The organism is Paraprevotella xylaniphila YIT 11841 (assembly GCF_000205165.1).
Taxonomy (GTDB): domain Bacteria; phylum Bacteroidota; class Bacteroidia; order Bacteroidales; family Bacteroidaceae; genus Paraprevotella; species Paraprevotella xylaniphila.
In genome coordinates this window covers 47,743-67,635 of the sequence record NZ_GL883817.1, presented here as the reverse complement: position 1 = coordinate 67,635, position 19,893 = coordinate 47,743, and the positions used below count along the sequence as shown (strand labels likewise).

The following is a 19,893-nucleotide window of genomic DNA, read 5'->3' as shown; positions in this document are numbered from 1 at the left end:
ACATTCATAACCAACACTATACAAACTCACAAAAACAACCGCAGAACGGAAAATCAATCTCAGCCGATTGATTTTCCGTTCTGCGCCAAACGATTTTCCGTTCTCAGCAGGACAGCGTCACACCTTCCGCAACCCCGTCCTTTCTGTAAAGGATACTAACTTCACGTCAAAGGACTCCCTTGCTCGAAGGCAGCTCGTAATGATAGATGTCGCGCCTTACCGCCATCTTCAGGCTCCGGGCCAAAGCCTTGAAAATCCCCTCTATCTTATGGTGCTCGTTCACGCCTTCGGCCTTGATGTTCAAGTTCATCCGCGCCGCGTCGCTCAGGCTCTTGAAGAAGTGGAAGAACATCTCGGTAGGCACGTCGCCCACTTTCTCGCGACGGAATTCGGCATCCCACACCAACCAAGGCCGTCCGCCGAAATCGAGAGCCACGCTGCACAGGCAGTCGTCCATGGGCAGACAATAACCGTAACGCTCGATGCCGCGCTTGTCGCCCAAAGCACGCAACAGGCACTCACCCAAAGCCAGGGCCGTATCCTCTATCGTGTGGTGTTCGTCCACCTGCAAGTCCCCTTCCGTGCGGATATACAAATCCATTCCGCCATGCTTGCCGATCTGCTCCAACATGTGGTCGAAGAATCCCAATCCCGTACGGATATCACACCGGCCGCTGCCGTCCAAATCCAAGCGTACCTCGATGTCGGTCTCCTTGGTCGTGCGGTGCACACGGGCTTTACGTTCTCCGGCAAAAAGGATTTCGGCAATGCGGTCCCAACTGTCCACGTAACGGATGCGCTCGTCCGAAAAAGAATCCTCGTCCTTCTCCTTCAGGATCAAGGCACGGCAACCGAGGTTCAGGGCCAACTGCGCGTCCGTCTCGCGGTCGCCGATGACCCAACAGGCATCCATGTCGTAACCGCCCGAAGTGTAACGTCCTAACATGGCCGTACCCGGCTTGCGCGTGGGCAAATTTTCTTCTGGGAAACTGCGGTCTATCAACACGTCATCGAACGTCACGCCTTCTCCCTCCAAGGTACGCATCATCAGATTGTGCACCGGCCAAAAGGTATCTTCGGGGAAGGCATCCGTGCCCAACCCGTCTTGGTTGGACACCATGACAAACTCGTAATCCAGTTTCTGGCGGATAAATGCCAGATTGCGCATCACACCCGGCACGAACTCCAATTTCTCGAACGCGTCTATCTGCTCGTCCGCCGGCTCTTTTATCAAAGTGCCGTCGCGGTCTATAAACAAGGCTTTTTTCATGATGTTCATTTTATCGTCTCCGGTTTGTAAGAACGCAACGCGCCCAACAGACTGTTGTCCTCCTGCGGCGTACCGATGGTCACGCGCAGGCAGTCGCCGCAAAGTTCCACCCTCGAACGGTTGCGCACGATAATGCCGTTTTTCACCAAATAGGCGTATATCGCATCGGCTCCTTTGACTTTCGCCAGAAAGAAATTGGCATTCGTCGGATAAATCTTCTCGCAGATATCCAGTTCGGCAAAGGCCGCCATGACCTGCCCGCGTTCGCGCAGCAACGTCTTCACCCACTTGTCCACATCGAAACGCTTCTTCAATATCTCCACGGCCTGACGTTGGGTCAGTTGGTTCACGTTGTAAGGGTACTTCACCTTATTAAATAAGGAGATGACCTCTTCTGAGGCAAAGGCCATGCCCAAGCGGATGGCCGCGCTCCCCCATGCCTTGGAAAACGTGTTGAGCACGATGAGGTTCGGATATGCCTCCAAATCTTCACGGAACGGCTTCTGTCCGGAAAAGTCGGCGTATGCCTCATCGATGACCACCATCCCCGGAAAACGCTCAAGCACCTTGACGATTTCCTCCCGTTCCAAGTCGTTTCCCGAAGGGTTGTTCGGCGAACAAAGGAATACCAACTTCGTGTGTTCGTCCGCAACGGCCAATAATTTATCCGCATCCAACCGGAAACCGTCGTCCAACAAGACGGGGCGATAGGCCACGTCGTTGATGTCCGCACACACTTTATACATACCGTAAGTAGGGGCTATCGCCACCACGTTGTCCGTTTTCGGTTCGCAGAATATACGGAATGCCAAGTCGATGGCTTCGTCACTGCCGTTACCGAGAAAGATTTGTCCGGGCTTCACGCCTTTGACGGGAGCCAACATCTCTTTCACCTCCAATTGCAAAGGGTCGGGATAGCGGTTGTACGGGGCATTGTAAGGATTCTCGTTCGCATCGAGAAAGACGGAAGCCGCCGCACCCTTGTATTCGTCACGGGCCGAACTGTACGGCTTCAACGCCCAGATGTTCGGGCGCACTAATTCTTGCAAAGGTTTCATGCTCATTTCATTTCGGTTTTAATGGATTCCAATCTTACGGTCATGGCGTTACGGTGTGCATCGAGATGCTCGCCCGCCGCCATGAGTTCCACTGCCGGACCGATGTCACGGATACCCTGCGGCGTGAGTTCCTGAAATGTGATCTTACGGTGGTAGCTGTCCAAGTTGACACCGCTGTAAGCCGTGGCATAACCGTTGGTGGGCAACGTATGGTTCGTGCCCGAAGCATAATCCCCCGCACTCTCCGGCGTATAAGAACCGAGGAACACGCTGCCTGCATTGACCACCCGTTCGGCGGCCTGCAAGTAATCGGCCGTTTCGATAATCAGGTGCTCGGGCGCGTAACGGTTGGTCAGTTCCATTGCCTCGTCCATGTCGCGCACCACGACGAGCTTGCTGTGGGCCAATGCCTGCTCCGCGATTTCCTTGCGCGGAAGGGCGGCCAACTGGCGTTCCACTTCGTCCTGTACCTTGCCGACCAAGGCTTCGTCGGTCGTCACCAACAAGACTTGGCTGTCCACGCCGTGCTCGGCCTGCGAAAGCAAGTCGGCCGCCACGAACACCGGATTGGAACCGGCATCGGCCAATACCGCCACCTCCGAAGGTCCGGCGGGCATGTCGATGGCTACGTCGTGAAGCGACACCTGTTGTTTGGCCGCCATGACATACTGGTTGCCGGGGCCGAATATCTTATACACCTTGGGCACGCTTTCCGTACCGTAGGCCATGGCACCGATGGCCTGCACGCCGCCTGCCTTGAAAATGCGGTTCACTCCGGCCACACGGGCTGCGCAAAGGATGGCGGGATGCACCTTGCCGTCACGTCCCGGCGGCGTGCAGAGCACGATTTCACGGCATCCGGCAATCTTGGCCGGTGTGGCCAGCATCAGCACCGTGGAGAAAAGCGGTGCCGTCCCTCCGGGAATGTAAAGCCCCACCCGTTCTATGGGAACGGCTTTCTGCCAACAGGTCACCCCGGGACGGACTTCCACTTTCGTCGTTTCAAAGCGTTGGGAAGCGTGGAACTTCCCTATATTTTCGTGCGCCAGGCGCAAAGCATCTTTCAGTTCGGGCGACACCAGACGTTCGGCCTCGTCCATTTCTTCTTCCGTGACGGCCAGACACTCCAGTTCCACATGGTCGAACTGCTTTTCGTAGGCCATGACGGCGCGGTCGCCACCCGTCTTCACGTCGTCCAACACCCGGCATACGGTTTCACGCAACGTGTCCACGTTCATTACGGGACGTTTCAACAGTTCGTCCCATTCTTCTTTTTGCGGATATCTTATCACATTCATTTGCTGTCCTCCTCTTTTTGATATGAAAATGCCGACCTGTCCGGCTCAAAGAATCATCTTCTCTACGGGAACAACCAGAATGCCCTGTGCTCCCAGTTCCTTCAGCTTGGAAATAATCTCCCAAAAGCGGGACTCGTCGATGACGGTGTGCACGCTGCTCCACCCTTCCTGCGCCAAAGGCATCACCGTGGGGCTTTTGGCTCCGGGCAATACGGACACGACATCTTTCACCTTGTCCGACGGCACGTTCATCAGGACGTATTTCTTGTCTTCCGCACTCTTTACCGCCTCAATGCGGAACAGCAATTCGTCCAAAATCGCCTTCTTGGCATCGTCCATATTCCGGTTGGCGATGAGCAACGCCTCGCTCTTCATGACGACGGCCACCTCCTGCAAGTTATTGCTAACCAAGGTGGAACCGGAGCTTACGATATCGAAAATACCGTCGGCCAACCCGATTCCGGGCGCGATTTCCACAGAACCGGTAATGACATGGATGTCAGCCTCCACCCCGTTTTCCTTCATGAATTTTTTCAGGATATTGGGATAGGAAGTGGCTATCTTCTTGCCTTCGAACCAAGAAAGGCCGGAATAATCCACAGCCTTGGGTATGGCCAACGAAAGGCGGCACTTGCTGAAGCCCAGACGGCGTACCACCACGGCATCCTCCTCTCTTTCCACAAATTCATTTTCACCCACGATACCCAAGTCGGCCACTCCTCCTGCCACGGACTGCGGAATATCGTCGTCGCGCAGGTAAAGCACCTCGACGGGGAAATTGGAAGACTGCACCAACAAGGTGCGCTTGGATGAACTCACTTTGATGTCGGCCTCCGCCAGGAGCGCCATGGTGTCTTCGTAAAGACGTCCTTTCGACTGTACTGCAATTCTAAGCATATCTGTTTTTTCAATAATGTATTCTTAAACTATCAAAAAAGGCTCACCGTTCATATCGGCAAGCCTTCATTTCTATCCTTCCATTGGCACACGCGGGACAGCCTACCGATTTCTAACCGTTAGGATGATGATGGTGGCGTGTTGCAATATTCTTCATTTTCTCTTTTGTTTATGGCAAAGTTAAACTATTATCCGCAAATAAGCAACAAATTCGCAAGAAAATTACGAAGAAGTTATCGTTGCCTATCATCAGACGACAAGACCGGAACATGATTTTTCCTAACCAATTCTTCGCAAGGACAGCCTTTAAAAGCACAGTCGTCAATGTAATCCAAACTGGTTGGCAACGATACATAACGCAGGTTATGGCATTCATTGAATGCCCCTGAACCAATCCTTTTCGTTCCTTCGGGTATTGAGATGATATACAGTTCCCGGCAATCCGAAAAGACATAACTTTCGATTTCCTGTAAATGGCCTTGCCAACAAAGCGTTTGCACGGAACACATCCCTAAGCACCTAAAGGCTGTGGGGCAATGAGATGGATTTCAAATTAATGCAATTAAAGAATGCTCCTTTTTCAATCTCTACAATCCCCTCCGGAATCACCATATTCTCCAATCCCACACGGTCGGCAAACGCACCTTCCCCGATAAATTTTATCCCTTTGGGAAAGACTGTGTTCTTGCCTCCAAGGACTATCTTGTTTTCCCCTGTCTCTATGAGGGCATTGCAATTCACACGGGAATCAAACTTAGGATTCCCCTCGTCCACCCTGATTTCACACAAATTATAACAGCCGGTAAACGGAAGATTGTCCAACCATTGCAGGGTACTGGGAAAAGAAACCGAACGTAATTGGGTACAACCCTCAAAAGCATATTCACGTACTTCTTCTACCCCCTCACCTATAATCAAACTTTCAATATCATCGCACCGCGTAAAAGCCCACCGGCCTATCGCAGTCACACGATATGTCTTTCCATTATGAACAACCACTCCCGGAATCCTGAGTTCCTTTCCTTGGAAAAACGGAGTTGTCAGGTTTCTGCGGTCTATGCTCGACACGGCCACCGTCGTATCTCCGGAAATCCTGTCCACCTCTATGGCATATTGAAATATACCCTCTACAAAACCATTCCCTTTATCTGCTTTCGCTGACAAAGAAAAGCATACGACAAAGAAAAGGAACAAAAACCTCTGCATAGGCAACTATGTTCAATAAAAAACAGAAATAACATCACTTCAATATACAAGAAGCTGTCACACAAAGAAACTTGTTAATTTTCATATAATCTCTCACGAATACTCCTTTGAGGTTGTCCATAATCGGATGACAATGCCGAAGAATATTTTTTTTTGATATTCTCCTCGCATGGGCTACCTTCAAATGCTTTATAACCAATATATTCCACACCTTCTGAAAACGACATACAAAACAAATCTGAACAATGTCTAAATGCATATGCCCCGACAGACTTTATTTCTTTCGAGAATGCTATGGCATACAAATTCTTGCAATCCGAAAAAGAACTTTCAGGTATTTCATCCATAGAAGCATTCCAATACACCTGCCTCAAAGAACTTGAATGAAAAGCAGAAGTTCCAATTTCTTCTACCGAGTTGGGAACAAGAACCCAATCAAGTCCTTCACAGAAACTAAAAGCACTATTCCCTATCTTACGGATACCTTCAGGAATAATAAAGTACGGAGGCATGTACATCCCTGTAAAAGCATACGCACCGATTTCGCCCACTCCGTTGACAAAATTCGTTTTAGCACATCCAACCACAACTTTTCCTGTCGCCGTTTCTATAACAGCATTGCATCCCTGTCTGGAGTCGTATACCGGATTCTGCACATCCACTTCCATTGAGATACAAAATATACAACAAGCAAAAGCACGTTCACCTATTAAAGTTACCGTTTTGGGAATTTCTACCGTACGAAGTGAACTATGAACAAATGCAGCCTCTCCTATTTCCTTTACGCCCTCCACTATACGTGAATTTCCACATCCGGAAATAATCTTATCGCTTGCAGTTTCCACGATTGCATTGCAACCATACCGTGAATCATAAACCGGATTCAACGTATCAACTTCGATTGTGTCTAACATCCAACATTTTCCAAACAAGGGTGCTTGTATGGAAGAAACCTTAGAAGGAATATGCAAAGACTTCATTTGAGCACACCCCCAAAAGGCAAAATTCCCTATCCTTTCAAGAGTATGTGGCAACACAACAGATTTCAAACCAGCACAACCACTGAAAGCCCCACTGCCAATCTCAACAACCCCTTCCGGAACAGACAATTCTTCCATACCCAAACAACCATAAAAAGCAGATTCGCCAATACACTCTATCCCTTTGGGAATAACAGAAGTACGGCAACCAAGAACGAGTTCCTTATTTTTTTCATCCACAATGACATTACAACCTTCAGGTGAACTAAAAATTTCATTCCTACGGTCTACACTGATTGAACGCAAATTGGGACAAAATCCAAAAGCACTGCTACTTATATAATCTACGGTACTGGATATCACTATGCTCTGAAGTAAGGGAGAATCAAAAAAAGCATAATCATATATAGCCTCTATTCCCTCTCCGATAACCACTTGTTCCACACATCCATTTCGGGCAAAAGCATTCTCCCCCACTCCCGTCACACGATACTCATAACCGTTATGCACAATCGAACCGGGCAGTACCAAAATTGTTGCCGTACGCAAAGAGTCTTCCATTCCCACTATATACACAGCAGAATCCCCATCATATACATAGTCTTCTACCATATATTGAAAATGGCCGTCCGTAAATACCCCTCCGGCACAGACCGTTAAAATTGTCCGAAAGAACAAAACTACAAATACAGACAGGAAATTAGTCACACGCATTTGCAACATGGATTTTAATAATAAACAGAAACAACCGTACTTGCCGGAACAGTTTTTACACCTTCGCTATCGCTATACGTCACGGTATCTCCCTTCGGATTATATCTTATAAATTTTCCGGTATGATTCGCAAAATTCACTGTTCTTACTTTCGTTTTTCCAGGATCCTTAAAAAAATCCGATGCCGTATTATCCTTGCTAAACGTCTTTCCTCCTTGCAACAAACCAAAATGAATTCCCACATTCAACATCACAGACGGATCCATTCGACCTCCTTGATAATCATAATTATCATGAGCGTATTTATATAATTGATTATAATAGTTTTCTGCCGTTGTCCCTGAATTAGTCCAACCTTCCGGAGTCTTGTGTTTCAAGGACACTAAAGCATAAAGAGCACACTCGTCCTTATTCACCGGAATATCAGCATCAGGGTTTCCTCCTACTTCCGGCCCTAACCGTTTTCCCCTCATGATTTGGTCTTCGATATCCAAACTGGATAATCCCGGCTCTTCATAATCGGCAGTACAACTACCCAAATAAAACAAACCTGATGCAATTGCGATTGCTGCGACTGACACATAAAACGTTTTTCTCATAATACACAATTTAAAATGGTTTATACTTTACCCTATAAAAGCCTTACCAACTTTTATCTATGGGTTGTTGCAAATATAGGTATTCCGCCTGCATTTACAAAATATTTTTTAAATAAAATCAATAAACATGTTTTATAACACAACAAACAGACACTATTTGTCTACCTCTAAGATTACAAAACAGCCTTCATCCTTCAGGGTACATGTTAATTTGAAGTTATAGGCTGAAGGATGTTTTTGCAAAACCTCTTGGGAAAACTTCTGGAAGGGGATGCAATACGAGACAAGAGGAATCCACCGTAAAATTCTACCGCCTCATAACTCGTTCCGTATAATGGTCCAAACATTCATTAGCTTCTTGGATAATCCTTTTCACCGCTGCGGATTTCTTAATTTTAACAGGCTTATTCATAATTGTTCTCGCCACTTCACAAGCATTTACACTATCCCCGTTTTCCCTATAAATCCGCATCTCATGGTATAAAGGTAAAAAGCGGTTAGGCACCATCCTGTTGGCATACCTATATTTTTCAATAGCCATTTGAGGCTGCCCTAAATGTTGGTAACAGCTTGCCATGAGCATCTGCACATTATAATCATTATATTTACTGGCGCACTCTTGAAGTATTTTCAGTGCTTCATTATAATGTCTTGCAAAATGAAGTTCTGCACCATAATTATACAAGAAAGCTCCGTCATCTTTCAAATCCTTATATAATTCGGCATATTGTGGTAACATATCCAAAGTTTCTCCCATCAAGGCTTTCTCTTGCACCTTAACCCAATGCACCTCATTTTTATATGACACGGCCATGGGAACAGAATAAAGAAAAGCAACAAGCAAAGCACAAAAAGCCAATGGCCTGACAAAACGGAACCGTGCAAACACCGGGAAAAGACTAACTGATAGAAGATAAGCCATGACAAGCCAAACAAAAGGGATATGGAAAGGATAAGAAAACATCGCCCAAATGGCAAGAGCGAAATACAAACTTACCCAAAGTTTCTTCTGCTTATCACAACCTTTAAAAACGTTCTTCAAAATCCACCCCAACATCAGCAATAAAAGCATTAAGCCCGCAATACCATATTGAACGGTAAACCACAAGAATTCATTAAACGGATGAGAAAGGTTATCTGCCAACAAAAGAAAAGAAGATTCAGGATTCCGCATAAAATAATCGGCCTGATACGGCATATAGAAAGCATCAAAACCATTGTTTCCCCATCCCCAAAACAGACGGTCGGCAATCATGTTCGCAGAAACTTTCCATGCCAACAACCGTCCGTCTGCCGAGTCTTGTTTACACCAATACAACACTCCTGCCAACAAAGCCAAAGCAACCCACAAAAGAATTATTCGTTTTCGATTGAACCTGTAATCTTTTATCACCCCCAACTTAGGCATCCACATGATAAAAGCGGAACATATCCCTGCGAGTATGCCTGTGCGAGAAGCTGACAATATTAAAAAAGCCCCCATACAAAAAGTCAAAACACCCCAGACTAAACGACAAACAGCAGTTGACCTTGCAGTAAAATACATACCTATGGGCAAGCAAAAGGACATGAACATAGCAAAAACAGCCGGATTGTCAAAACTACCGGTAAAGTGATAGTAAGGGTTGATTACAGGAAAAAGACCGCCAAGTTGCAATAGGGCACATACTATTTCCAAGATTCCCACACAAAAAAAAGACATGAGAACTGCGTGTGTTGAAGACAAGTAATCCCGTTTCAAGACAACGGCCATACAAAAGCAGATGCCAATGACCATCACGCTAAATGCAGCCCACATGTGGCATAACAAGTGAGCCAGGCGGAAATGTGGAAAAGCCGCCATAAAAGCAGTGCCGCCACATAAAAGCAAGGCAACACCGCCCCACAAAACCGTACTCCTATTCCACCTCACATTCATAATCCACGCACGAACGGCTCTGTTTGCAATCCTTCAGCAAAGCCGCTACGGCCAAATGAGCCGGATGGACCGCATAAGCCCTTACGTCGTCCATCGTGTCGAACTCGCTGTAGAGCGCGATGTCGAACTGTTCTTCCGGATTGGCATTCAACCCGACTTCAATCTTCCGGATAAACGGGATTTTGGCAGGCAGTGCCTCTATCCCTTTCTTAAAAGCGTCCATCACATTTTTCTTACGCCCAGCTTCCATCTCAGAAGCCAACTGAAATAATACGATATGTTTCACCATAATAATACAACGTCTTTTATATTATTTTCATCCAAAGTTAGCAAAAAATCCGTTCATGGCACCCGCTTCCAACTGTTTTTTGCTTACCTTTGCCTTATCACACTTATGCATCCATTATGATCAGACAAGGAATCATCGGTATTTGGAGATTTTACCGCGACGGTTTCCGCAGCATGACGCTGGGACGCACGTTGTGGGCCGTGATTCTCATCAAACTTTTCATCATGTTCTTTATCCTGAAACTTTTTTTCTTCCCGCCTTTCCTCAAAGGCAAATCGACCGAAGAAAAGGAAGACTATGTAGGCAACGAACTGATAGGAAGAGCTATCCATCCTTAATTTGAAATAAAAACAAGGCTTATGTTAGACAATATGGAGACAATGATAGACTGGTCAAGGGCACAATTCGCCCTGACGGCAATGTACCACTGGCTGTTTGTTCCGCTCACGTTGGGACTGGCCGTCATCATGGGAATTATGGAGACACGATACGTCATTTCCGGTCATGATTTCTGGAAAAGGACAGCCCGGTTCTGGATGAAACTGTTCGGAATCAATTTCGCTATCGGAGTAGCTACCGGACTGATTCTCGAATTCCAATTCGGTACGAACTGGAGCAACTATTCCTGGTTCGTAGGTGATATCTTCGGAGCACCGCTTGCTATTGAAGGTATCGTGGCCTTCTTTATGGAGGCCACTTTCGTAGCCGTAATGTTTTTCGGATGGGACAAAGTCGGCAAGAAGTTCCATTTGGCTTCGACATGGCTCACCGGCCTGGGAGCCACCTTGTCTGCTTGGTGGATTCTGGTGGCCAATTCATGGATGCAATATCCCGTAGGAATGGTATTCAACCCCGAAACGGTACGCAATGAAATGGTCGATTTCCTCGCCGTAGCCTTTTCGCCTGTAGCCGTAATGAAATTCTTGCATACGGTACTCAGCAGTTGGATTGTAGGAGCCGTGTTCGTCATTGGAGTTAGTGCCTGGTTCCTATTGAAACGGCGTGAGAAGGAATTCGCCTTGGCCAGTATGAAAATTGCAGCATGTACAGGTATGGCCGCCTCACTGTTGACACTATATAGCGGAGATAAATCCGCCTATCAGGTCGCACAATACCAACCGATGAAACTGGCTGCCATGGAAGCGCTTTACGAAGGTGGGACAAGACAGCCGTTAACAGTGGTCGGCGAATGGAAAATCCCGACCATGCTGTCTTTTCTGGCCACACGGAATCCCGACGGTTACGTACCGGGAATCCACAACATCCTAGCGGGAGGATATACGACAAACGACGGTTCCAAGGCTCTGTCCGCCACAGAAAAGATAGCGAAAGGAAAAATGGCAATCGCGGCCTTATCGGATTTCCGGCAGGCTCAAAAGGACGGCGAACAAGATAAGATGGATGCGTCCCGCCGCACATTGGAAGAAAACATGCCATACTTCGGTTACGGTTATATTCAAAACCCTGACGACCTTGTGCCGAATGTAGGACTTTCGTTCTGGACATTCCGGATTATGGTAGGTTTCGGGATGTATTCCCTTGCTTTTTTCGCCTTGGTTATTTTCCTGTCATGGAAAAATAAACTGTACGGACAAAGATGGCTGCACCGAATCGCCCTATGGAGCATTCCTTGCGCCTTCGTAGCCAGCCAGGCCGGCTGGGTCGTAGCAGAGGTCGGGCGACAACCTTGGGCCATCCAGGATTTGTTACCGGTCAATGCCGCCATATCCAACCTGTCCGCAGGAACGGTACAAACGACATTCTTCATCTTTCTGGCCATTTTCACTATTTTATTCATTGCCGAGATAGGCATCATGGTAAAAGCCATCCAAAAAGGGCCTGAATCCCGGGCGTAACCGATAAAAAGATTAGTCACTGTCAAATATCAAAACTATGGAATCTACCTATATTTTTCTACAGCATTATTGGTGGTTCATCATATCCCTGTTAGGGGCGCTATTGGTCTTCTTGTTGTTCGTACAAGGGGGCAACTCATTGTTATTCCGCTTGGGAAAGAATGAAACGGAACGCGCCTTATTGGTGAACGCGACAGGCAGCAAATGGGAGTTTACATTTACCACGCTCGTCACTTTCGGAGGGGCTTTTTTTGCCTCTTTCCCTCTGTTTTACAGCACAAGCTTCGGCGGGGCATATTGGCTCTGGATGCTCATACTTTTCAGTTTCGTACTACAAGCCATTTCTTATGAATTCCAATCGAAATTAGGAAATCTGTTAGGCAAACGTACTTACCAATCTTTTTTGGTATTCAACGGAGTCATGGGTCCGGTTCTGCTTGGAGTGGCCGTAGCTACATTCTTTAACGGGTCTGATTTCCTTGTCTGCAAATCCAATCTGACGGAAACTACAAATCCCGTCATCAGTCATTGGGGTAACGAATGGCACGGTTTGGATGCCTTGGCAAATCCTTGGAATCTCATGTTGGGACTGGCTGTCTGTTTTCTGGCTCGTATTTTGGGTTGCCTTTATTTCATCCGCAGCATTCGCGACACAGGGCTGATTCCACGTTGCCGCCGCCAGTTATTGGGAGACAGCATCCCATTCTTGCTTTTTTTCCTGGCTTTCGTGGTCCACACGTTATTGAAAGACGGTTTTGCCGTCCATCCGGAAACCGGCATCATTTTCATGGAGCCATACAAGTATTTCCACAATTTGACAGACATGCCGATATTGCTTGTCTTGTTCCTTTTAGGTGTGACAGGTGTGCTTTTCGGCCTCATTCGTGGTATCTTCTGCCACACCTGTCACAACGGTTTTTGGTTTACAGGCGCAGGAACCATACTGACCGTATTATCCTTACTCCTGTGTGTCGGTTATAACCATACAGCCTACTATCCCTCCACTGCGGATTTACAAAGCTCTTTGACCTTGGCAAACAGCTGCTCCAGCCTATTCACCCTAAAGACCATGGCCTACGTGTCTCTCCTCCTTCCCATTGTCGTGGCCTACATCGCATACGTGTGGAAGGTTATGGACCGCAAACCGCTCACATCGGAAGAAGTCACCGAGAACGAGGATGTATATTAATACAAAAACAGAATACCCATGTATATTATCGGAATAGCCGGAGGCACGGGCTCCGGAAAAACAACAGTCGTACGCAAAATCATAGAGAGCCTGCCCGCCCACGAAGTAGCCCTCATACCACAAGATTCCTATTACAACGACAATACAGGAATACCGATGGAAGAGCGACGTAAAATCAACTTCGACCACCCTTGTGCTTTCGATTGGAAGTTGTTGATACAGCATATCAAGACCTTGAAGGCAGGACAAGCCATTGAGCAACCCACTTATTCTTATTTGGAGTGCAACCGGCTCAAAGAGACCATACACGTGGAACCGCAAAAGGTAATTCTCATTGAGGGCATACTCGCCTTGTCCAACAAAGAACTCCGCGACCTGATGGACTTGAAGATTTTCGTGGATGCAGATTCGGACGAACGCCTCATCCGTGTCATCGAACGCGACATCGTGGAGCGGGGAAGAACTGTACAAATGGTGGTGGACCGCTATCGGGCCGTACTCAAACCCATGCATCTGGAGTTTATCGAACCGACCAAACGCTATGCCGACCTTATCATTCCCCAGGGAGGAGAAAACGAAAAAGCTATCGAAATCATGCGTACCTACATCCTTCACCATCTCAGCCTCCGTTTGGAACAAAGCGGACAAGCCTTATGAGAGTCCGTGCAAACGGAAACAGAACGGAAACCCGTTCCCGGTTACAAAGAAGGAGACCGGACTTATGGAAACCCTATCTGTCAATCAGCCTCATAACCTCCCTATTGCTGTCCTTCAATGCCGTATCCTGCGGAGAAAAAGAAGAGAAAAAAATATCCCCTTTGGGTATTACGGAAGAGGAAGGTGAGGAAACAGCTTATGACTTAGACCAGATACAGGAAGCCGGTGAGCTGATAGCCGTCACGCTATCCGGCCCCGACACCTATTATGAATATAAGGGAAAAGGATTCGGGCTGCAATTTGAATTGGCCGAACACTTTGCCGTGTCCATCGGTGCCAAGCTCCGTATGGAAGCCGTACGCGATACGGCGGAACTTTTCCAACGTCTGAAAAAAGGAGAGGCAGACCTCATCGCGTTGGAAATTCCGGAGAACCACATGACAGACATGGAACTGCAATTCTCCGGTGTCCGGTCGTGCCTGTCAGACAGCACGGCCGCAGCCAAAACCGGATGGGTCGTACGAAAGGATGCACCCTTCCTGGCCGAAGCCTTGGACGGATGGTATAAACCCGAGACGCGGTCTTTCTTGCAAAAAAGGGAACAGTTGCGCCTGTCTCCCGGCGGAAGTGTAAAACGCCGTGTCCGTGCCCCCTTCCAGAATCGCGCCAAGGGCATCATCTCGCCGTACGACACCCATTTTATCCGTCATAGCCAAGCCATCGGGTGGGACTGGCGGCTCATGGCCGCACAATGTTACCAAGAGTCCGGTTTCGACCCGGAAGCCGTATCGTGGGCCGGAGCACGCGGACTGATGCAGATCATGCCTGAGACAGCCGTACATCTCGGCTTGCCCGCCGACCAAATGCACCAACCCGAAAAGAACATCAGTGCGGCAGCCCGGTACCTCCGTGAACTCGAACGTAAATTCAGCGATATACCCGGCAGGGCGGAACGTATAAACTTTATCCTGGCGGCCTATAATGGAGGCACGGGACACGTCCGCGACGCCATGGCCTTGGCACGCAAGCACGGCAAAAACCCGCACCTGTGGAACGACGTGGCTCCTTTCATCCTCCGCCTGAGCCAACCGCAATATTATAACGACCCCGTGGTGCGTTACGGTTACCTGCGCGGAGAAGAGACCTACGGCTACGTGACTTCCATCCGTGAACGTTGGCAACGCTACCGTGCTGCCGTCCATGGCGGCACGACCGGTGCCGCTCCCGCCCCGTCGCGCAAGAATTCACGCGGAGGATTCAAAAGCAAAGTACTGAGTGCCGAAGAACTGGAAGCCAAGTCCAAACAGAATACGCCATAACCCATGACGGAAGAGATTCAGGACATATTCGATGAAATCAGAAACATCATGCAGCCGGACATGGACCATACCGCACGTTACCATGCCCTTGACACGCTGTTGCTCCGTGCGCTGAAAGACCGGACCCGCCACAGTCCGGTGGATTTCACCCACACGGCCGCACGCCTGCACTGGCTCTGCAAACAAACCGGCCATCCGCCCCACCCGTTGGAAGTATTCCGTGCACGGGCAGGACGAATACAAAAAGGGCTTTTCCTGCCCAACGGAGAGGATGAAGCCTACGACTTAAAAGCGGTCTGCGAAGGATTGGCAGCTTTTTACCAGACCCATGTCCCGGAGGACGTGCAAAAACGCCTGCCCCGCCATTGGCGACCCGCTCCCGCACCTGCCGAAAAAGTACTGCAGGCCAAACGTATCCGGATAACGGTGCACCGGTGGGACGAGCATTTCATTTATGGAAAAGACCACACGCATCCCACGGAACAACTGTTGAAAGTGGAATATGCCGACGAAACCGACCGCACGTTCGCCGACTTGAACGGACAACTGTACGAAGGGGCACAGCTCAATCTCTTATCGGTCAAGGCCATAAAGGCGGAAGGCGCATATCCTTACGTCCTAAAACCCGAGATGTTAGTTCTCGACCCGGATTTCCTGATTGACATTACAGCCTTGTGCGCCTGCATCAAGCCATACGGGTATTCGGCATACACCCACTTGTTGAACAAATTCGCCCCTCCGGCACGCTCTGCGGCCATACAGTTGGGAAATGCGGCCAACCAGTTTCTGGACGACTGCGTGAATGAGCGATTTATCCAAAACGCAGACGGGACGACGGAAGCGAAACTCTACCTGCGTTCCATGCAAAATTCTTTCCGGTTCTCCCCTCTTGCCTGGTCCACCTTGCCGGACATCGACCGCGATTTCTTCAACCGGTGCGAAATGCAATTCCACCACATCCGGCAAACCGTACGCAACAGTTTCAGCGCCGCAGGCATCGACATCCGGCAAACGGAAGTGGAACTGGAGCCTTCTTTCCTTTGCGAAGCCCTCGGGTTGCAAGGGCGTATGGACCTGCTCACCCGGAACGCCGACAAATTAGTGGAACTGAAAAGCGGAAAAGCGGACGAATATCCCTACCGCAGCCCGAAGGAAGAACACAGCCTGCAAATGGCCCTGTACAAAGAAATCCTGTATTATAACCTGGACCGCAGGCGTGAGCAGGTACAGTCTTACCTCTTCTATTCACGCTACCCCGGGCTTTATGCCGTAGACGTGCCGCGCAGCCATATCCGCCGCGCCATGGCCCTGCGGAATGCCATCCTGCACATAGAGCATCGCCTGAGAAGGGGGGAATCCCGCACGTTGATAGAGGAGCTGACGGAAGAACGGCTCAACGTGGACGGACGTGCCGACCGGCTCTACACCCGCTACCTGCGCCCCCGCATGATGGAAATACTGGCACCGCTTCATGGCATGAGGGGAGTGGAAGCCGATTATTTCCATCGCTTCCTGACGTTTACCGCCCGCGAACAATTCCGCGCCAAAGTCGGGGACGACCGGGCGGACTCGCCGGGCGGGTTCGCCGAAACATGGTGCTGCGACACGCAGACCAAACAACAGAACGGGAACATCCTGACCGGACTGAAACTGCATCCCGTCCCCGACGAGGAAGGTGCCGTCGTGCGGTTGGACTTGCAACTTCCGGAATATGGCGAAGACTTCCTCCCGAACTTCCGGCAGGGTGACATGGTGATGCTCTACGAACGGAACCACGAAGGGGACAACGTGACGAACAAACAGTTCTTCCGTTGCACCATAGAGGAAATCCATCCTGAACGCATGCTGCTGAAACTATCTTACAAACAGCGGAATGCCGAAGTATTCCGCCCCGACAGCCTTTATGCCGTAGAACCGGGCTACATGGATGCCACATTCAACCAAGCCTATTCGGGACTGTTCAGCCTGCTCACCGCCCCACGGGAACGGAAAGAGCTGCTGTTGGGCATACGGCCACCGGCCACCGACCCGTCCGTAAGGCTCCACCGGCATTACCTGAATGAAGAAATAGACCGTATCGTCCTGAAAGCCAAACAGGCCCGGGATTACTTCCTGCTTGTCGGGCCGCCGGGGACAGGAAAAACGTCGGTGGCCCTGAAATCCATGGTGGAAGAGTTCTTGTCGGACCATCCGCAAAAGACCCTCCTGCTCATGGCTTATACCAACCGGGCTGTGGATGAAATCTGCCATACGCTGTCTGCCATCAACCCTGCTCCGGAATATATCCGCATCGGGCAGGAACTGAACTGCGCCCCGGACTTCCGGACACGGCTCATGAAGCACGTCACCGGGGATGCCACCTCCCGAAAAGAAATCTACGAGAAGTTGGCGCCCGTCAGGGTGTTTGCCAGCACCATCAGCAGCCTATGCAGCCAGACGGAACTGTTCAGCCTGAAGGTCATCGACGTGGCCATCATCGACGAAGCCTCACAGGTGCTCGAACCCCAACTGCTCCCCCTGTTATGCGCCACCACTCCGGTGAACCGGGGAGACTATAACCTGAACCGTCTGGCCATCGGGAAGTTCATCCTCATCGGCGACCACAAGCAACTGCCCGCCGTGGTGAGCCAACCCCGGGAAATGTCACGGGTGACCGAGGATAGCCTGCAAGCCATCGGGCTGACCGACTGCCGTAACTCCCTGTTTGAACGCCTGCACCGGCTAAACAGCCTGCAAGGCACGGAAGGCATCGTGGAAATGCTTCACCGCCAAGGACGCATGCACCCGTCCATCTGCGAATTTGTCAACCGTAATTATTATAACGGCGGACTGGATGCCGTTCCCCTCCCCCATCAACAGGAACCGTTGGCTTTCGGCATCCGGCCGGACGATGACCGATGGACCGCTTTCGTAGCCGGTACACGCATGGCATTCATTTCCGTACAAGCCGACGAAGCAGAATATTATATAAAAAGCAACAAGCGGGAAGCCGAGACCGTGGCACACTTAGTACACACCCTTTGCCAACTGCACAGCCGCTCGAGCATCCCCTTCAGTCCCTGCAAGCAAATCGGAATCATCGTCCCCTTCCGCGCACAAATCGCCATGATACGCAAAGCCTTGGCCGAACGGCACATTCCCAACACGGCCGACATCACCATCGACACGGTGGAACGTTACCAAGGCAGCCAACGCGACATCATCATATTCAGCACCACTGTCAGCCGCCCGTACCAGCTCCCTATCTTGTCCGAACCCGTCATGACAGACGGCCGGGAATTAGACCGCAAGCTCAACGTGGCCCTCACCCGGGCACGCAAGCAATTCTTCATGACCGGAAACGAAACGCTGCTCCGGAAATGCACGGCCTACCGGGAGTTTCTGGATTTTTTAAGCAAAGGGCAAATCCTGCGTCTGTAAAATCCCCCATTACAAAATGTCAAAAAGTCAAATCCGATGGTGCGTGGCCCGTTTATCCGTCCCCCACTCGGATGTCCGCCGTAAATACGCGATTCCCGTACCGTCGGGAAAAGACAAGATGGAAGCCGGACACATATTATGTTATCATTATGAAAACCGTTGGCTGCGTCCTGCGCAGCCCCAAGAGAATGGCGTAACCCCGTAAAGCGTTTCGCCTTACAAAAAGACACTCCGGACCCGCAGGCTTTTCCTTTCCAAATAGAAAAAATAACGGTTCCCGAAGCAAGTTATGCCAAGGTTTCAAGGTGCTTGTCCCGCAGACAAGCGCATGACTTCCGACCGTCATGCGGAGAAAAAAAATGTTTTCTCAGCCGAACGATTTTCCATTCTGCTCCAAACGATTCACGTCTTTAGTAAATAAACATAAAAAAACGCCCTGAAACCTTAAAAAAAGTATTCTTGAAAAGTCATTTCAATACCTGTTTCTGTACTTTTCCCGCCCTCAGGCCATCGAAAGGAAAGCCTTTTCCCTTTCCATTTGCATACAGGAAAGCGGAAAAGCCGTGCATACTGTCAAAAACGGGATATCCGATTCCATTCACCCAGCCTTATTCCGGTACGCCCTATCCACCCCCATACGTACCATCCTATGTGCCCTCAACAGATGCGCACCCACGGTGCATTCGGCCACACCAAGCCGGCCAGCGATGGAAGCATACGACATTCCCTTGTAAAAATACAAAAGATACACTTGACGGCGTCTTTCGGTCAACCGTTTCACCATCTTCTCATGCACAAAGCGGAGTTCTTTATAACAATAGTCTTCTTCGACCGTATTGCGACCACACTGTACCTCACCGTAGCTGTATATGTCCATCCGGCTTTTTTTCATATAACGGCGGCGCAGATAATCTATCACGGTATTCCGCATGACCCTAAAGACTAAATTCTGGAGGGTTACCATGCGCACTCCTTCCCGGCATCTCCATATATGTTCAAAGACATCCTGGGTCAAATCTTCCGCCTCTTCCCTGTCACGAACCCGAGAGAAGATATACCCGTTCACCTTCTCCCTATACTGCATATAACATGCAGAAAACTGACTTTCCGTGAATATTTCCATGATATTTGTTCCTTTCAAGTTTTTCTTCTTGCAAAATTAAGCCACATCGGCAAAACAGGATAGGGCAATTTTCGACAAAACGTATGTCATTTTTTCCCAT

At 49.4% G+C, this 19,893-nt stretch carries 18 protein-coding genes; 7 read left to right on the top strand and 11 right to left on the bottom strand.

Annotated elements, in window-relative coordinates:
* Nucleotides 1-166: 166 nt before the first annotated feature.
* The 10 genes from hisB to HMPREF9442_RS01920 form a co-directional block, all read right to left on the bottom strand.
* The gene (gene hisB, locus HMPREF9442_RS01960; RefSeq protein ID WP_172634379.1) at nt 167-1,270 is read right to left on the bottom strand and encodes a bifunctional histidinol-phosphatase/imidazoleglycerol-phosphate dehydratase HisB; all 1,104 of its coding nucleotides are present in this window, start codon (nt 1,268-1,270) and stop codon (nt 167-169) included.
* Nucleotides 1,271-1,275: 5 nt separating this feature from the next.
* Nucleotides 1,276-2,328 (bottom strand): histidinol-phosphate transaminase, encoded by a 1,053-nt coding sequence (gene hisC, locus HMPREF9442_RS01955; RefSeq protein ID WP_172634380.1) that lies wholly within the window; start codon nt 2,326-2,328, stop codon nt 1,276-1,278.
* 2 nt (nt 2,329-2,330) lie between these two features.
* The gene (hisD, locus tag HMPREF9442_RS01950; protein ID WP_008624736.1) at nt 2,331-3,626 is read right to left on the bottom strand and encodes a histidinol dehydrogenase; all 1,296 of its coding nucleotides are present in this window, start codon (nt 3,624-3,626) and stop codon (nt 2,331-2,333) included.
* Nucleotides 3,627-3,671: 45 nt separating this feature from the next.
* Nucleotides 3,672-4,523 carry an ATP phosphoribosyltransferase gene (gene hisG, locus HMPREF9442_RS01945; protein WP_008624734.1) on the bottom strand — a complete coding sequence of 284 codons (852 nt, stop codon included), beginning with the start codon at nt 4,521-4,523 and terminating at the stop codon, nt 3,672-3,674.
* A 233-nt stretch (nt 4,524-4,756) separates the two neighbouring features.
* Nucleotides 4,757-5,032, bottom strand: coding sequence for a leucine-rich repeat domain-containing protein (locus HMPREF9442_RS16900; protein WP_087944061.1), 276 nt, complete (start codon nt 5,030-5,032; stop codon nt 4,757-4,759).
* Between the two features lie 10 nt (nt 5,033-5,042).
* Nucleotides 5,043-5,729, bottom strand: coding sequence for a leucine-rich repeat domain-containing protein (locus HMPREF9442_RS01940; protein ID WP_008624730.1), 687 nt, complete (start codon nt 5,727-5,729; stop codon nt 5,043-5,045).
* 74 nt (nt 5,730-5,803) lie between these two features.
* Nucleotides 5,804-7,423 carry a leucine-rich repeat domain-containing protein gene (locus HMPREF9442_RS01935; RefSeq protein WP_172634378.1) on the bottom strand — a complete coding sequence of 540 codons (1,620 nt, stop codon included), beginning with the start codon at nt 7,421-7,423 and terminating at the stop codon, nt 5,804-5,806.
* A gap of 14 nt (nt 7,424-7,437) precedes the next feature.
* Nucleotides 7,438-8,022, bottom strand: a complete 585-nt coding sequence (locus HMPREF9442_RS01930) for a hypothetical protein (RefSeq protein ID WP_008624728.1) — start codon at nt 8,020-8,022, stop codon at nt 7,438-7,440.
* 307 nt (nt 8,023-8,329) lie between these two features.
* Complete coding sequence (locus tag HMPREF9442_RS01925; protein ID WP_157183517.1) at nt 8,330-9,910, bottom strand: O-antigen ligase family protein; 1,581 nt, start codon at nt 9,908-9,910, stop codon at nt 8,330-8,332.
* 10 nt (nt 9,911-9,920) lie between these two features.
* On the bottom strand, nt 9,921-10,229 hold the full coding sequence (locus HMPREF9442_RS01920; RefSeq protein WP_008624724.1) for a Dabb family protein: 309 nt from the start codon (nt 10,227-10,229) through the stop codon (nt 9,921-9,923).
* 116 nt (nt 10,230-10,345) lie between these two features.
* On the opposite strand from HMPREF9442_RS01920, the gene HMPREF9442_RS01915 reads away from it, so the two are divergent.
* Genes HMPREF9442_RS01915 through HMPREF9442_RS16375 form a run of 7 tightly spaced genes read left to right on the top strand, consistent with a single transcriptional unit; the run spans nt 10,346 to nt 18,875 of the window.
* A complete protein-coding gene (locus HMPREF9442_RS01915) occupies nt 10,346-10,567 on the top strand; it encodes a DUF4492 domain-containing protein (protein ID WP_008624723.1) in 222 nt (73 codons plus the stop codon).
* Between the two features lie 21 nt (nt 10,568-10,588).
* Nucleotides 10,589-12,085, top strand: coding sequence for a cytochrome ubiquinol oxidase subunit I (locus HMPREF9442_RS01910; RefSeq protein ID WP_008624715.1), 1,497 nt, complete (start codon nt 10,589-10,591; stop codon nt 12,083-12,085).
* 37 nt (nt 12,086-12,122) lie between these two features.
* On the top strand, nt 12,123-13,274 hold the full coding sequence (gene cydB, locus HMPREF9442_RS01905; protein ID WP_008624713.1) for a cytochrome d ubiquinol oxidase subunit II: 1,152 nt from the start codon (nt 12,123-12,125) through the stop codon (nt 13,272-13,274).
* Between the two features lie 18 nt (nt 13,275-13,292).
* Nucleotides 13,293-13,931, top strand: coding sequence for a uridine kinase (gene udk / locus HMPREF9442_RS01900; protein ID WP_008624704.1), 639 nt, complete (start codon nt 13,293-13,295; stop codon nt 13,929-13,931).
* Nucleotides 13,928-15,250 (top strand): MltF family protein, encoded by a 1,323-nt coding sequence (locus tag HMPREF9442_RS16850; RefSeq protein WP_008624702.1) that lies wholly within the window; start codon nt 13,928-13,930, stop codon nt 15,248-15,250. The genes udk and HMPREF9442_RS16850 overlap by 4 nt, the downstream gene beginning before the upstream one ends.
* Nucleotides 15,251-15,253: 3 nt before the next feature.
* The gene (locus HMPREF9442_RS01890) at nt 15,254-18,670 is read left to right on the top strand and encodes a DEAD/DEAH box helicase (RefSeq protein WP_008624700.1); all 3,417 of its coding nucleotides are present in this window, start codon (nt 15,254-15,256) and stop codon (nt 18,668-18,670) included.
* 16 nt (nt 18,671-18,686) lie between these two features.
* The gene (locus tag HMPREF9442_RS16375; protein WP_172634377.1) at nt 18,687-18,875 is read left to right on the top strand and encodes a hypothetical protein; all 189 of its coding nucleotides are present in this window, start codon (nt 18,687-18,689) and stop codon (nt 18,873-18,875) included.
* A gap of 393 nt (nt 18,876-19,268) precedes the next feature.
* On the opposite strand, the gene HMPREF9442_RS01885 is transcribed toward HMPREF9442_RS16375, so the two are convergent.
* Nucleotides 19,269-19,793, bottom strand: coding sequence for an RNA polymerase sigma factor (locus HMPREF9442_RS01885; protein ID WP_008624694.1), 525 nt, complete (start codon nt 19,791-19,793; stop codon nt 19,269-19,271).
* Nucleotides 19,794-19,893 lie beyond the last annotated feature (100 nt).